The 13,702-nt window shown below is 43.1% G+C and carries 16 protein-coding genes and 1 pseudogene; 1 reads left to right on the top strand and 16 read right to left on the bottom strand.

All coding sequences use genetic code 11. The annotated features are described in order from the left end of the window. From L693_RS27800 to L693_RS0107310, 11 genes and pseudogenes are all read right to left on the bottom strand, one after another. A pseudogene (locus tag L693_RS27800) lies at positions 1-531 on the bottom strand (collagen-like protein); the annotation flags it as partial. Between the two features lie 137 nt (positions 532-668). After that, entirely contained in the window at positions 669-1,022 is a 354-nt protein-coding gene (locus tag L693_RS0107360; RefSeq protein ID WP_025716714.1) for a hypothetical protein, read from the bottom strand. 390 nt (positions 1,023-1,412) lie between these two features. After that, positions 1,413-2,141 carry a glycosyltransferase family 2 protein gene (locus L693_RS0107355; protein ID WP_025716713.1) on the bottom strand — a complete coding sequence of 243 codons (729 nt, stop codon included), beginning with the start codon at positions 2,139-2,141 and terminating at the stop codon, positions 1,413-1,415. 539 nt (positions 2,142-2,680) lie between these two features. Then, entirely contained in the window at positions 2,681-4,558 is a 1,878-nt protein-coding gene (locus L693_RS0107345) for an alpha/beta fold hydrolase (RefSeq protein ID WP_025716712.1), read from the bottom strand. A 60-nt stretch (positions 4,559-4,618) separates the two neighbouring features. Beyond that, entirely contained in the window at positions 4,619-5,197 is a 579-nt protein-coding gene (locus L693_RS0107340) for a TetR/AcrR family transcriptional regulator (RefSeq protein ID WP_025716711.1), read from the bottom strand. Between the two features lie 62 nt (positions 5,198-5,259). Beyond that, entirely contained in the window at positions 5,260-5,595 is a 336-nt protein-coding gene (locus L693_RS0107335; protein WP_025716710.1) for a YolD-like family protein, read from the bottom strand. A 12-nt stretch (positions 5,596-5,607) separates the two neighbouring features. Beyond that, on the bottom strand, positions 5,608-5,802 hold the full coding sequence (locus L693_RS0107330; protein WP_025716709.1) for a hypothetical protein: 195 nt from the start codon (positions 5,800-5,802) through the stop codon (positions 5,608-5,610). Between the two features lie 184 nt (positions 5,803-5,986). Beyond that, a complete protein-coding gene (locus L693_RS0107325; protein ID WP_025716708.1) occupies positions 5,987-6,475 on the bottom strand; it encodes a hypothetical protein in 489 nt (162 codons plus the stop codon). 84 nt (positions 6,476-6,559) lie between these two features. Then, positions 6,560-6,922, bottom strand: coding sequence for a response regulator (locus tag L693_RS0107320; protein WP_025716707.1), 363 nt, complete (start codon positions 6,920-6,922; stop codon positions 6,560-6,562). 214 nt (positions 6,923-7,136) lie between these two features. After that, on the bottom strand, positions 7,137-7,349 hold the full coding sequence (locus tag L693_RS0107315; protein WP_025716706.1) for a hypothetical protein: 213 nt from the start codon (positions 7,347-7,349) through the stop codon (positions 7,137-7,139). A 192-nt stretch (positions 7,350-7,541) separates the two neighbouring features. Beyond that, complete coding sequence (locus L693_RS0107310) at positions 7,542-7,796, bottom strand: hypothetical protein (RefSeq protein ID WP_025716705.1); 255 nt, start codon at positions 7,794-7,796, stop codon at positions 7,542-7,544. Positions 7,797-8,036: 240 nt separating this feature from the next. On the opposite strand from L693_RS0107310, the gene L693_RS0107305 reads away from it, so the two are divergent. Continuing rightward, positions 8,037-8,288 carry a helix-turn-helix domain-containing protein gene (locus L693_RS0107305; protein WP_025716704.1) on the top strand — a complete coding sequence of 84 codons (252 nt, stop codon included), beginning with the start codon at positions 8,037-8,039 and terminating at the stop codon, positions 8,286-8,288. Positions 8,289-9,054: 766 nt separating this feature from the next. On the opposite strand, the gene L693_RS0107300 is transcribed toward L693_RS0107305, so the two are convergent. The 5 genes from L693_RS0107300 to L693_RS0107275 all read right to left on the bottom strand — a co-directional run bounded on the left by L693_RS0107300 (position 9,055) and on the right by L693_RS0107275 (position 13,646). Continuing rightward, on the bottom strand, positions 9,055-10,032 hold the full coding sequence (locus L693_RS0107300) for a metal ABC transporter substrate-binding protein (RefSeq protein WP_025716703.1): 978 nt from the start codon (positions 10,030-10,032) through the stop codon (positions 9,055-9,057). Between the two features lie 40 nt (positions 10,033-10,072). Continuing rightward, positions 10,073-10,930, bottom strand: a complete 858-nt coding sequence (locus L693_RS0107295) for a metal ABC transporter permease (protein WP_025716702.1) — start codon at positions 10,928-10,930, stop codon at positions 10,073-10,075. Further along, positions 10,876-11,583 carry a metal ABC transporter ATP-binding protein gene (locus tag L693_RS0107290; RefSeq protein WP_025716701.1) on the bottom strand — a complete coding sequence of 236 codons (708 nt, stop codon included), beginning with the start codon at positions 11,581-11,583 and terminating at the stop codon, positions 10,876-10,878. The genes L693_RS0107295 and L693_RS0107290 overlap by 55 nt, the downstream gene beginning before the upstream one ends. A 212-nt stretch (positions 11,584-11,795) precedes the next feature. Next, the gene (locus L693_RS0107280) at positions 11,796-12,815 is read right to left on the bottom strand and encodes an ABC transporter substrate-binding protein (protein ID WP_025716700.1); all 1,020 of its coding nucleotides are present in this window, start codon (positions 12,813-12,815) and stop codon (positions 11,796-11,798) included. 42 nt (positions 12,816-12,857) lie between these two features. After that, a complete protein-coding gene (locus L693_RS0107275) occupies positions 12,858-13,646 on the bottom strand; it encodes an ABC transporter ATP-binding protein (protein WP_025716699.1) in 789 nt (262 codons plus the stop codon). Between the last annotated feature and the right edge of the window lie 56 nt (positions 13,647-13,702).

Here is a 13,702-nt window from a genome sequence, read left to right as displayed (position 1 = left end):
TTGAACGCCTTGGACTCCCTGAGGCCCTTGGTCTCCCTGAGGTCCTTGATCACCTTGAGGTCCTTGGTCTCCTTGAACTCCTTGGACTCCTTGTGGCCCTTGGTCTCCTTGAACCCCTTGGACTCCTTGTGGCCCTTGAACTCCTTGTGGGCCTTGGACACCTTGTGGACCAGCTACCCGAGTTCCTAGAAGTTCATCAGAAACTAATCGATGGGCAGGCACCAATTGCCCTAATGCATCTTTACCCCAAACAGAAATTTGAGTTTCATCCTCTGCTGCTCCGCTTATGTCAAAAACGAATTCAAATGCATTGATGTTTGCAAAATAGTTTTTGGTTATCACCATATTTGGTCCCACTACTGCTAGTTCTTGTACATATAACGTTCTGCTGCCGTTTAAAACGAAACCTGAGATCAAAACAATAGAAGAATTTACAGAATCCCGGTTATCAATTTTTACCGTAACCAGTTGAGTCGGTCTGACCCCATTGACTGGATCATTTGCAATGGGACCGGTTGATAATACTGCCATTTATATAACCCCTCCTTTCTAGTAAAATTCAAGCTTTGCTAGTGAACATGAGATTTTTCTCAATACCCTGTTCCCTCTATTTTATTTCTCGACCATGTGATTTGTTTGTGGCTTTATCTCTGTACATTTATTGTGTATTAAGAATCTAATTGCTCATTTGCAACAATACGCTGAGCACTAATGATTGAACCACTTCCATTTCTTCCCCACATTGAAATATTAGTACTTTCTTCTGCAGGACCACTTGTAGTAAAGACAAATTCATATGCATCGAAGTCTGCTGTATAGTTCTTCGTTATAACTATATTAGGAGCTAAAGATAATTCCTCAATTACATACAATGTTCTTACATCGTTTAAAAAGTATCCTTGGATTAAAATAGTAGAAGAATCGGCTGCATCTTGGTTAACTATTTTAACAGTGACCTGCTGGATTGGCCTGATCCCACTAACAGGACTATTCTCAATAGGTCCGGTTGATAGTACCGCCATTTAGTGATGCCTCCTTTACTGATTATTCAGTAATAAACTCCCGTCCCCTGTTCTCTCTAAAAATCGTTACCGCTCCCCTACTTCGAAATTTCTCCGGCTTTTTTATCCACTTTTGTTGTTTTCAAATTCATTTGTATAGAAGTAAAAATGGGTTACCGGAAGTTCCGTATAGTATATTCATGATTTGTTATATATGATTGTTTGTTTGGCCATACCTACTGATTATTTAATTGTTAGAAATCTCTTTATTTTTTTCACAAAGGAAGGGAATATAAGATCAATTAGATTAAAAAAGGAAATTATGGGTCAAAGTTAAATCATTATAATGGTTATGACAAACGGGGAAGTCTGATTATAGAAGGATTAACACACCACTTGTGCAAAATCATGCTACAAGACGCTTACAGATCTATTTTTTAAGTCCTCAAATTGTTTTAATTTTTGTTTTTCATCCCATAAGTAATGAAATCCCCAATGATTAACGGTATCTCCTTCTCGTAGTCCTTGCTTTAGATCTGAAAACCGTGAGTTTAGATAGTCAAATCCCAAATATTTATAATGTAATAACAGCACTTCATTATTAGATGGCTCTATTACATTTCCTGTAGGTGAAGCAGTATGTCTACCAGGGCCAAAATTTATGTCTTGGATCGCTGTGGGGTTAAATATTTGAGGCTTATCGTACGTTTGACTTCTGACACCGTTTCTTACCGTTTCATATAAAGGTTGCGAACTATTTGGAAAATAATCAGAAACCATTTCATAACCGCTAGGAACAACTAATGTTATCCCTTTGGAAGTGCATTCTTGCAGGTATGTTCTAAGATTAGGGTGATAAAAATGCTCATCTACATCACAGATAATAACCCAGTCTGCCTTTTCTCTACTTTCTTTCCAACATTGGTTGAACAGGTCTTGTGCTGATTTCACAACAGAATTACCTTCTATTTCAAATCTATTTATACTAACTTTGGGATTAGCTTTTAACATGGATACAGAATTGTCAGTTGAATCATTATCAAAAATATAGTATTGATCAGCTATATTATCGTAATGCTTAAAGAAAAACGGGAGCATCTTTTCTTCATTCCAACATAAAGCATATACATGTATGATCATATATTCTTCCCCTTTCAAACTTATAGCTTATGGATCGACGTGCTCCATAATATATGCAATTTATATTGGTAAGGTTCAAAGCCTGAACGCGGCAGCCAACTCGTATTCGTTGCTTGAACCCGGCATAGGCTGTGCAGGTGTTTTGATTATTATATGGAATAAATATCCTGATTCCATGGACATTTCAGACCGGAATTTAAGGACAAAACCTTTTTAATTCCTAAAATAGAATAAAAAACCACAGCAAAATCGTCATTTCGACCATTTTTACTGTGGTTCTTTGGCACATTACTTTCACTGCATGATTTTATCAGGCGATTCAGCGAGGATACGTGCAATCTGCTCTCGCTGTTCGTCCCTCATTAGATTTTCTGTCTCTTGAATAAGACCTCGCATCATGTTAAGAGCTTTCTTTAAGCAATTTTGATCTTCTGTGATTAAGGTAAAAATTCCATTTATCCTATGGGAGTATTTGCTTGGTACTATGCTAAATGAATCGGCAATGGCAGTAACGCTATCTCAGCAACGATTCTTATATTTCAATGATCAACATGAGGTTTAATGTTCTGCTTCATGTGCTCCTTTAGCCATTGCGCTGTTCGCTCCGGTTGCGAGATCGGAAAATGATGGGCTGCCGGAATATGCAGCGTGTGCAAGCCATGAAATTGTTCAGGCAGCGTATAAATTTGATCCTTCATCCCCCACACAATCGAAACCTTCTCCTTGAACGATGGCCCGAGATTCTCGGACGCGAACCGGAAGCTATCTGACCTTGTTAACATGGCCAGCGCTTCCGCAGTCGTCTTTTTTACGCGGGGAGAACGCAATTCCTCAAGGACATACGTGATGTATGCTGGCGGAATGGCCTCCATACTTTCAAAACAAGTCTGCGACAGCAATTGCTTGCGCAAGCCTGACTCGCTGAGTCTGCCCAGCACGCTCTCCATAATTCGTGCACTCCGATATCTGCGCGGAGCGGGATGGAATACTGGCTGCAACAGATGCAAGCTGCTAATGCGTTCAGGTAGGCGTTCCCACACTTTGGCAGCCAATAATCCGCCGAAAGAATGACCAACAAGACGGATCGGCGTTTCAAAAGTTTGGATCGCTTGTACTAACGATTCGATGTGCCCCTCCAGTATATCCTCCTGATGATGGTAAGGAGAGCGCCCAAACCCGGGGAGATCCACCAGGCAAACGGAGGATTCCGGAAATTGCTCGGCCAGCGGTATCAAGCAATCCGCCCCGCTCAAAGTACCGTGAACAAACACTATCGGAGGATTTACATTGTCCACTCTTCGTTCTAGCGTAGCCAAAGGCCCGCGCCTGCTGCGGACAAATCCATCTGTATCCATGCGGGAATGTGCAATTCTGTAATCAAGGTCCGTAATAACAAATGGGAGAACGTCCGTATTTACCGCCTGTGTCAATCCGTGTTTATGCTGAATTGCTCGCGTCGTATCCAGTGGGTAGTCCACATCCACAATAAAATCGAGTGACTCCTTTGGAATCCCCAGCTTTCGCCCCATTGGAGTGCCCAGGATGCTGGATAGCCAAGCGGGTGAAATGGAGCCCCACGGTTTCCGAACTCGAAGCTCCTTCGCCATATTCGTTCCCAGTTCCATCATGGTCGGGCTCTGCTGCCTTTCATCCATTAGGTAGTATGTTTCACTGACAGGGTGTGTTTCCTTGGCAAGCACACTGATGAATTCGGCTGCATGATCTACGTGAACCATCGGAAGCCAATGAGACTTGCCGCCCGGAATGAGACCCGTGAGCTTGCGCGCTGTAGAAGCCACAAGAATGCCAAGCCCACCGGTTTGAGGTGTATCCCCGTGCGCTGAGTCACCAATGACCACGCTCAAATGGATAACCGACAGCGGAAATCCTTCTTTGTGCGCTCCCTGACGGATACGCAGATCAGCCAGGAATTTCATACGTTCATAAGGAGGAGCCTGTTCCAAATGAGCAATGACAGGCTCCGGGGCGTTCCAGTTATGATGATTAAAAGGGCTTTTGAATCCAACCAAATGGATAAAATGTCGTAACCCCTTGCTTGCATGAATATGTGCAGCCAACGTCAGCATCTCTTCTGCTGCTTGTAAAAAAGCGCCTCTGGCCTCCTCCTCTCCCAGCAATATATCCATCGGTCCTCCTGCGTGAATCACCACATCTGCTGTCTCAACCCGCTTCCTGTCAGAAGGACTCAGCCCCAGAGCGGGTGCACTTAAGTCACCGATAACCGGTGTTAACTTCCCTGTATGCCATGCGGTCTCCAGATTCATTTGCCTGCATATTTGTTCCCACTTCTTCAGCGAGCGAACAAGAACGGTAACGGTATGCTCCTCCCGGGAAAGTTGCTGTAGCGTATGCATGCCGATAAAACCTGTACCGCCCGTGATCAAGATATGTGCCATAAATATAACCTGCTTTCTATATTTTTTAGTACTATATAGTGCTAATCATGATTAAAAAAATCACTTTAGCAGAAACGCTAAAGTCATTTTTAAATTTACAAGTATGCCCGGGTCTTGACCTGCATGTTGTAAAAAGAGTGCGCCTTCGATAGCTGAGACAATGAATTCAGCCGTCGATCTGGCAGGAAGTTCAGCCCGAATCTCCAAACTCTCCATCCCCTCGTTCAACAACGCTTCCACCGTGGTGATTTGGTCTTGAAAAAATCGGCTCACTTTCTCTCGAAACAAGGGAATATCCTGAGGCATTTGCGTGTACAGAGTAATAAAGGGACAGCCGCCTAAATAATCTGTCTCTTGTTGAGTCAGCAACAGAAGAAGGGTCTCCAGACGTTCCTGCACGGATTGATCCTTACGTGAAACCACCTCAAAAATCAGCTCGTTATACGTTCGAATCAGTTGGTCCAGAATAGCTGACAGCAGCTCTTCCTTGCTTTTAAAATAATAGTAAATGTTCGTTTTGGATACATTGCTGACAGCCACAATTTCGTCCATGCTTGTTGTATGATAGCCTTTAGTAAGAAACAATGAAGTCGCAATGCTCAGAACAACATCCCGATTGGTTGTTTTATTTTTTTTCATCATAATTAGCACTATACAGTACTAAAACGTACTTGTCAAACTTCACTACAATCCTATTGTTGCTATATATTCGCCTCGATAATTTCCTCCAGCTTAATCCAGCTAAAGTCCTCTTCTCCGCGGGACAGCTTCACTTCTCGTCGACTCGTGTTAATCACCGTTACAAGCCCACACAACTCCTCGTCATCAAACGGATTAAATACCCGCAGCGTAATAGACTTCCGTTCATTATAGGAAATGATAAGGGCCTGTTCAATCTGCCACACCTCCTGATCGTCCAGTGTCGGCTTGTCACGTCTGCCCTGCTCCTTCATTAGTCTCAGATACGCATCCCGATGCTCAGGCAAGATCATGCGCGAGCTTTCCCATATGCCATTCCCTTCAAGCTTTTTCCCCATCGTAAACGCCTCCTATGCTGTTTGGGTTACAGGATGCCATGCTAGTACATGATCTAATCGAAAAACGCGCGGCTGGCCTGTCAGTAAACAGGCAGCCCGTATCAAACCATTTTGCACACGATGCACCTCAATGCGCCGATGAGACAGTTTGCCCTTCCGGTCCATATACACGATTTCCACGATCTGTCCCAAGTATTTCTCCAGCATGTCCTTCACTCCTTATCAGAACGTTTGTTTGTATTATATGCGAACATGCGTTTGATTATCAATGTAAAAAATCCCCTGAGGGATTTGACTCTCTCAAGGGATTTCATACCTATATAAGCTGAACTTAAAAGTTACCTATCGAAAGGCATTGCCAAACACGATGCTCTTCATCCTTACTATAATTTTAAAATTCGTAGGTGGACAGCTTGATATCCTCTTTATTCAAATCTTTTAACGGATAAACAGGTCCATTCCAATAAGTCAAAATATCAACGGGCTCACTCGTGCCATGTTTTTTTAAAGTAAGTGCCAGCTCAAGCAACAAATGAGGAAGCTGATAAGAGCTTGTTATAAACTGCACCTCTTCCGGACTTTCACAGTCCTCTGCTCGATAGAACACAAAGTAGCCCTCGGTATGATCCCCCATGAGTACAATATTACGAGCCAGAAACATAATGTCACCATTGGAAAAAGGAATGGAATACGTCGAAGCAGGAATCAAATCCATCTCTAAACTCTCTATGCGCATCGTGAGCTCATTGTTAAGAGCATCCATTCTTTCTCTTTGCTCGCTTATAAACTGTTCATAATTTACAGGAACAAGCCCTCCATTCCTGATCGTAGTGATAAATCCGTCTATAAATACTTTTTGAGACAATACCCGATTGCTCATCCTATTCATCTCCATATTCGTGAAAATAGCCATGGATTTCTTATGTTAAATTGTTCGATATTTATGTATTAAAAGCTGAATTCATTAGCTATTAAGCATTTTTGAGACTGCATTTACGACCCTTTCCATCTCAAATGGCTTAACAATAAAGTCTTTGGCACCTGCTTTAAATGCTTTGATAATCGCTTCTTGCTGACCCAAAGCGGAACACATTAAAATATTGGCTTGTGGATCAAGCTCTACAATCTTACTAACGGCATCAAGTCCATCCATCTTAGGCATATTGATATCCATGGTGATTAAGTCCGGGCGAAAGTGCGCATATTTCAAAACAGCATCATACCCATTCTCTGCCTCGGCAATAACAGAGTGACCTAAATCTAAAAAAATATCTTTGAGCACAGATCGCATAAATAAAGAATCATCCACTATTACAACTGTTGCCAAAATAATCGCTCCAATCCGTTATAAGATTATATTCGTCTCCAAAATTCAATATCGGTGAAAAAACGAGCATAATTAATAGAAAAAAATCTGTAAAAACAAAAACGCTACCATTGAATTATAAAAACAATTGGAAATTAGCTACCATAGAATTAGTTTTCCAAAAAAAGTTTCACAATGACGTAATTTATTCTTGTAGTGTTAAGATCACAAAGTACTAGGTATAATTTGGAACCTTAGCACTATATAAGCTGAATTTAAAAGTCATCAATCGTGCCACCCGCAGACGGATGGTGCTTCCCATCGCCACCGTCCCCGGATTTCCGGAATAAAACTTATGATTAGGGAGAAATCCGGGGAAGTGATGATTCCGAAGCGAGCTTTCCTGCGGAAAGCTTTGAAAGCGACCGCTTCGCTTGTACAGCACCATCCCGCCTACTCCGTTTTCATGTGATTTACGAACCCGTCTTGATTCAATTTCTCCTTTTTTAGGATTCTTGAACTTTAGAATATGTAGCCGATATTATAATGTTTCAAATTCAAAGCCCCCTGTCATACCATGCATCACATCACAAGTGAGCCAATCTAATGCATTTTTACTCAATAGCTTCATAACAATTTCTTATATCTTTACGGGTATGTCCCCTGTTAGACAAGATGCTAATTGAATAGATGCAGTGCTCCGATCCTCCACGTAAAAACGATGCAAACCCGTTTGATAAATCTTCTCCACTCTTGCCAAATGAACAGTGCCAGTTAGAACATACATAGCATAGCCTGGCTTAATAAGATAAGCCTCACTCGTTTCATAATCAAGTTCTTCCTCTTCCCATACATGAACAATCACAATCTTCTCAATCATAGCAATGTCTGACATGTTCTTTTCCTCTTTTCTAAGAAAATTTATTTGACCAGATCAAAACTTAATCTAACAACCAAGCAAATATAATTATCAATTCCTTTGTGAAAAAGAGAATCCTTATAGGTATTATCGTTTAGTATTTATCGTTAAACGATAATACCTATAATAAATATACACTTCTAAACGTTTATCGTCAAATGATTATTTCATAATGCTTACTAACAGGGTAAAATACTTGATAAGAGGTGATGATCTTTGGCGATAAATATAAAGTTAGAAGAAACATTGGGCAAAGCAGGAATCACAAAAAATGCCTTGGCACGCGAAGCAAAAGTTCGACCGAACTTAATTTACGATATGTGCGATGGTAAGACCAAACGCTTAGATCTGGAAACATTAAGCCATATTCTCGATACATTAGAAGATCTTACAGGTCAGAGACATAACCTGAGCGATGTTCTGGAGTATATCCCACGCAACGAAAAAAACGATCACTCTCCTGTCTGATGGAGATAGATCGTTTTTTTATGCTCTGCATATAGAGATAATGCTTACAGTAATAAGTAAATATAATTATATCGTAGCTTTTTTTAACGACATAATACCTTTTTTAAGTATTTTCCTGATCTCTTGACGTGAAGCCCCCCCCTAAAAACAGCTTTATACAAGCTTGGCTATTTTCTTTTTTTCTATACGTTTGTATCAGGCTAATTATGGAGAGAGTTACGGACAGCAGTTCTACCTCTGGATCTACGTACTTCAGAACAATTGTTAACTGCTCATTATATGCACAAAAAAACCTAACTTTTCAATTCCAAATTTGTCTAAGGCTCTGATTTTATCAAAAGCTCGTTCCAATACTAACATTATCTGACTGGTGATTTTGGCACAAAAAATTTACTCCTACTCAAAGTTCAAGTCGGAATAAGTTCGTAAAAAATACAGACGGGCAGTTAATTCTCCGATTAAATTGTGATAGTCCTTTCTTTTGTATTTATTCATTATTGTTTATTATAGAATTTGAACTCGAAAGATGGACATTAAAACGAAGGAGCCGGAATAGTGCTGTACAAGCGAAGCAGTCGCTTTTGCCCCCGGATTTCTCCCCTGATTAAAGGCATTGCTCAAGAAATCCGGGGGCGGTGGCGATGGGAAGCACTATCCGGATGCGTAGTGGCACGATAAGTAAACTTTTAAGTTAGCTTATATAGACAAAAAAACTGACGTCAGTATCATTCCGACGTCAGTTTTTAACTATTCCTTTAAGATCTGTTTATTCATTCAGAGCTTTCTTCAAAGCCTCCAGATTGTTTTTCATCACACCAAGGTAGTCCAGGTTGTTTTGCTTGTCTTCATCCGTCAATCCTTCGAGCGGATTCAGAACATCCGTTTTTGCACCGATTTCAGTGGCTACGGTCTGAGCAACCTTCGGATCTACGAGGGTTTCAAAGAAAATGGTTTTTACATTGTTTGCTTTGGAAAATTTGATAATATCCGCCAGTTTGTCCGGTGTAGGCTCTTGCTCCGGAGAAAGTCCGGCAATCGGTACTTGAGTCAGACCGTATTGCTTGGCCAAATAGCTAAAAGCAGCATGCTGTGTAATAAAGTCTTTGCGTTTTACATCCTTCAGACCTGTTTTGAACGCTGTATCCAGATCTTTCAGCTTGGCGATATAAGCATCTGCATTTTTTTCATAATCGGCTTTGTTGGCAGGATCGGCTTTTACAAGACCCGCTTCAATAGACTCTACTTCCTTTTGCGCCAATACGGGATCAAGCCATACATGAGGGTCCAGCACATGATCATGACTATGACCTTCCTCTGCGTGTGCCTCGCCTTCTTCCTCCTCAGCAGTACCTTCCATCAGGTTCAGCCCTTTGCTTGCTTCGACCACAACACGCTTGTCATTAGACGCGCTGCTTAAAGCCTGCTCTGCCCAGCCTTCGACGATACCATTATATACAAAAACGTCAGCGTCCTTGACCTGTGCCATATCCTTGGCGCTTGGTTCCCAGTCATGTGGCTCGGCACCGGCTGGAATCAAGGCTGTTACGTTCGCATGATCTCCGGCGACTTGCCTTGTAAATTCATACATCGGATAAAAAGTGGTGACCACGTTCAGCTTTTTTGCCGTATTCGGCTCGGTTGGGGAAGCATTTGTAGCCGCATTATCGGATTTGGCACCACAGCCGGACAAAATAAGTGCCAGTCCCGCAGACAATACGAATGATTTTTTGAACCATGTATTCATGTTCATAACTCCTTTAACTGTTTATTTTTAATTACTATTTTTAATTGTTCTCACTGCGTACCGCATTTTTCCGTCGAGAAGTCTGCTGTTTACTCAGCTTGCGTACCAGCTTTTGAATACCCACTCCCAAGATCAGGCATAATAATAGCACCATGGCAATGGTTCCCCCTGGGGGCGTGCTCAGCTCATACGAGGCAGTTAAGCCCATAAATACGCCGATCAGAGCAGTTACCATAGATATCCAGATGGCTGCCGCGAAGCTCGGTGCAATTCGTATGGCCAGCGCAGCGGGAAGTACGATTAGTGAAGAGACAAGCAGCACACCGACAATCGGCATGGCAGCAGCTACAATCATCCCCGTCAAAATACTAAACGCAAATGAAATGGACTTGACGGGAAGTCCGTTTGTTTTCGCCGTTTCTTCATCAAAGGTGATTTGGTACAAGGGGCGCCGGAAGACGAAAAAGAAAATACCTCCGATCACAGCCACAACGATCATCAACATCAATTCTGTCTGATTGACCGCTACCACCGAACCGAACAAATAAGCAGAAAACCCTTTATTAATGCTCTGATTCAGATTCATTAAAATAACAGCCGTCGATAAGCCGCCGACCATAATAATAGCCACAGAAATCTCACTATACGTTTTATAGGACCTGCGGACATATTCAACGATAATCGCACCGATCACAGCTACAATAAAACCGGTGATTGTCGGGTTCATGCCCAAATAGGCGCCCGCTGCCACCCCTGCCAGCGATACATGCGAAAGCATGTCCGCCATCAGAGCCTGACGCCGCAGCATCAGGTACACTCCAAGCACCGAGGCCAGCAGTGCAATTACCCCACCGGCACAAAATGCCCGCTGCATGAAGTCGTAGTGCAGCATTTCCATCCGCCATCTTCCTTTCTCTCAAGCTCAATAATACGATCCAAATAATGTTGCACTTCCGATAGTCCATGCGTGACCATGACTACCGTTCTTCCATATTCCTTGACCTGCTGATTCATCAAGTCATAGAAATGATGGCGGCTTTCCTGATCCATACCTGTGGTAGGCTCATCCAAAATAAGCAAATCCGATTCCTGCGCAAGCGCGCGTGCAACACAAATGCGCTGCTTCTGTCCACCCGACAATTCGCCAATCTTGCGATGGCGCAAATCCCACATCCCTACCTGACGAAGCGCCTGCTCCGTCAAGGCGTGATCCTCAGGCCGCATCCGGCGCAGCCAGGAGCCATGCGTGTATCTTCCTGAACGGACAAATTCCAGAATCGTACTTGGAAATCCACCATTGAAGGCAGCGATTTGTTGCGATACAAATCCAACAACAAGCTTTTTGCCTTCACCTGTGCGATCAGACATAAACACCTTGCCCCGCCAAGGCTGAAGCAAACCCAGCAACAGCTTAAGCATGGTTGATTTGGAAGCACCATTCGGTCCGGTAATTGCCACAAATTCTCCGGAAAAAATTTCAACATTGGCATCCACCAAGTTAGGAACATCTCCGTAGCCAAAAGTGACTTGTTCCAATGAGGCCAATAACATGACGCAAATCTCCCTTTCCTTTAAAAAGCCTGGAGCCATCCGAGCAATCCTCATTGCGCAGATTCTCCAGGTCGTTTATGATCATTAAACCATCTACCGTAATTATTACGATTTGGCATTAAAAAAAGAAGCGTTCGATAAACGTAACCTTTACGCATTAGCAAGTTTAACAGTTTAGGTAAGGTTCGTCAATGCTTTGACAACTCTTTTGTTTACTTCACTTTGTCCGGGTACAGACCTACAGCCAAGGTTTTCAATGCAATTGGTGCGCGTATGCCTTCAGCCGCTGCGGACAGGGGCAGCACTATAAAACGTTTGTTTTTGATCGCTTCCACACCTGCCAGTGCAGGCTTGCTCAGAAGCTGCTTCTCCTTATCCTCCAGTGAAGTGTCTCCATAGTCCAGAATGACAATGACGTCAGGGTTACGGCTCACAACCTCTTCCCAGCTTACCTCAGCAAAACTTTTGTTAATATCATCAAAAATATTTTTCGCCTTTACACTTTTAATCAACGAGGTCAGATAATTGTTGGCAGCCGTAAAAGGCTTATCTTCGCCGCTATCATAAACAAACACCTTCGGTGCCTTCTCGACAGTACCAATTTGAGTCTGAATGGACTGCACTTGTCCACGAATGTCACCTACCAGCTTGTCTGCCCGGTCTTCAACCCGGAAAATGCGTCCAATATTTAGTATATCCAGATATACATCTTCTAACGTTGGACCCGGCATATTGGATGATTCCTGTACATAGGTCGCCACTCCCTGCTCGGCAAGCTCCTCACGGGAACCGAGATTTTTATCATTAAAGGCACTCTTCCAGCCCGCATAGGCAAAATCCGGCGCAGCAGCCATAAATACCTCTTTAGACGGATACTGCTTGGCCAGCACAGGGATTCTGTCATATTGAGCCTTATATTCCGGCAAAATCTGATCATCCAAATACGCTGTTCCTACCATGGAGGACTCCAGTCCAAGGGCCAGCATCACCTCTGTTGCGTGCTGGTTCAGTGTAACTGCGCGTTTGGGAGCTTCGGGAAATATTATCGTAACGCCCATATTCTCAAGTTCTACCTGCGTCTCCTTGGTCGCCGATTGCGATGCGGCAGGCTGCTGTCCGTTTGTGGCTGAATCGGTTGTTTGAACTGTGTTCCCTGAACCGCAAGCTGATAGCAGCACCGTCGCCAAAGCAAGCATAAGCCATGATATTGCGCGGTTGCTATATTTTTTCATATGTACCGCTCCTCTTTCATAAATAGGTGCATTCTGTTTACGTCATAAATCGTCATCTTCTCTAAGAGAATCTGGTAAAAAGGTAATGTTCGGCTTTCCGGTTCTCGGATGGATGCAGACTTCCGTCTTCACTCCGAAGACACTGTGCAGCAGATTCGGCTGAAGTATATCCTCTGTTCTACCGCAGGCAACCACCTTGCCCTCTTGTAATACATATATTCGATCACAATACAAAGCCGCCAAATTCAAATCATGCAGTGCAGCGAGCGTAGTTACCTGAAGCGCTTTGACCAAATCAAGAATTTGCAGCTGATACCGGATATCCAAATGATTCGTTGGCTCATCCAGCATAAGAAATTTCGCCTGTCCAGCCAGCGCTCTGGCAATCAGCACCCGTTGTTTTTCACCACCGGACAAGGTAGCAAAGCTCTGATCGGCCTGAGTGTCCATGCCTACCCGTTCCAACGCTTGTTCTACCAATTCATAATCGACAGTGGTATCCGCTTCGAACAGTTTTTTATGCGGATGGCGGCCCATCAAAACGATGTCCCGCACTGAAAAATCAAACGTCTGAGGTGCATCCTGACTCACCACCGCCATGTGCCGGGCCGTTTCCTTATACTTCATGCGCAGCATATCCCGGCCATCCAGTGTTATCCATCCGTTGTCAGGCTTAAGTACACGGTACATATTTTTGAGCAGCGTTGATTTGCCGCTGCCATTTGGACCAATCAGACCGACCAGCTCTCCCTTTTTGACCTGAAGGCAGATGTCTTCAATCAGCCGCTTATCGTGAATACTGAAGGTGATGTGCTTGACTTCTATATTCATTTTTCGCCTCCAAATGAATAGGAACTACGCCGCAGCAGCCACACAAAAAAGGGACC

This window comes from Paenibacillus sp. 1-18 (genome assembly GCF_000520755.1).
Taxonomy (GTDB): domain Bacteria; phylum Bacillota; class Bacilli; order Paenibacillales; family Paenibacillaceae; genus Paenibacillus; species Paenibacillus brasilensis.
The sequence above is the reverse complement of the archived record's forward strand: the minus strand, read 5'-3'. Positions and strand labels throughout refer to the sequence as shown.

What these genes read in the sequence shown, in the direction of transcription:
- L693_RS0107360 (WP_025716714.1), bottom strand. Translation starts at nt 1,022, where the DNA reads ATGGCGGTACTATCAACCGGACCTATTGAGAATAGTCCTGTTAGTGGG.
- L693_RS0107355 (WP_025716713.1), bottom strand. Translation starts at nt 2,141, where the DNA reads ATGATCATACATGTATATGCTTTATGTTGGAATGAAGAAAAGATGCTC.
- L693_RS0107345 (WP_025716712.1), bottom strand. Translation starts at nt 4,558, where the DNA reads ATGGCACATATCTTGATCACGGGCGGTACAGGTTTTATCGGCATGCAT.
- L693_RS0107340 (WP_025716711.1), bottom strand. Translation starts at nt 5,197, where the DNA reads ATGAAAAAAAATAAAACAACCAATCGGGATGTTGTTCTGAGCATTGCG.
- L693_RS0107335 (WP_025716710.1), bottom strand. Translation starts at nt 5,595, where the DNA reads ATGGGGAAAAAGCTTGAAGGGAATGGCATATGGGAAAGCTCGCGCATG.
- L693_RS0107330 (WP_025716709.1), bottom strand. Translation starts at nt 5,802, where the DNA reads ATGCTGGAGAAATACTTGGGACAGATCGTGGAAATCGTGTATATGGAC.
- L693_RS0107325 (WP_025716708.1), bottom strand. Translation starts at nt 6,475, where the DNA reads ATGAGCAATCGGGTATTGTCTCAAAAAGTATTTATAGACGGATTTATC.
- L693_RS0107315 (WP_025716706.1), bottom strand. Translation starts at nt 7,349, where the DNA reads ATGGTGCTGTACAAGCGAAGCGGTCGCTTTCAAAGCTTTCCGCAGGAA.
- L693_RS0107310 (WP_025716705.1), bottom strand. Translation starts at nt 7,796, where the DNA reads ATGTCAGACATTGCTATGATTGAGAAGATTGTGATTGTTCATGTATGG.
- L693_RS0107300 (WP_025716703.1), bottom strand. Translation starts at nt 10,032, where the DNA reads ATGAATACATGGTTCAAAAAATCATTCGTATTGTCTGCGGGACTGGCA.
- L693_RS0107295 (WP_025716702.1), bottom strand. Translation starts at nt 10,930, where the DNA reads ATGGAAATGCTGCACTACGACTTCATGCAGCGGGCATTTTGTGCCGGT.
- L693_RS0107290 (WP_025716701.1), bottom strand. Translation starts at nt 11,583, where the DNA reads ATGTTATTGGCCTCATTGGAACAAGTCACTTTTGGCTACGGAGATGTT.
- L693_RS0107280 (WP_025716700.1), bottom strand. Translation starts at nt 12,815, where the DNA reads ATGAAAAAATATAGCAACCGCGCAATATCATGGCTTATGCTTGCTTTG.
- L693_RS0107275 (WP_025716699.1), bottom strand. Translation starts at nt 13,646, where the DNA reads ATGAATATAGAAGTCAAGCACATCACCTTCAGTATTCACGATAAGCGG.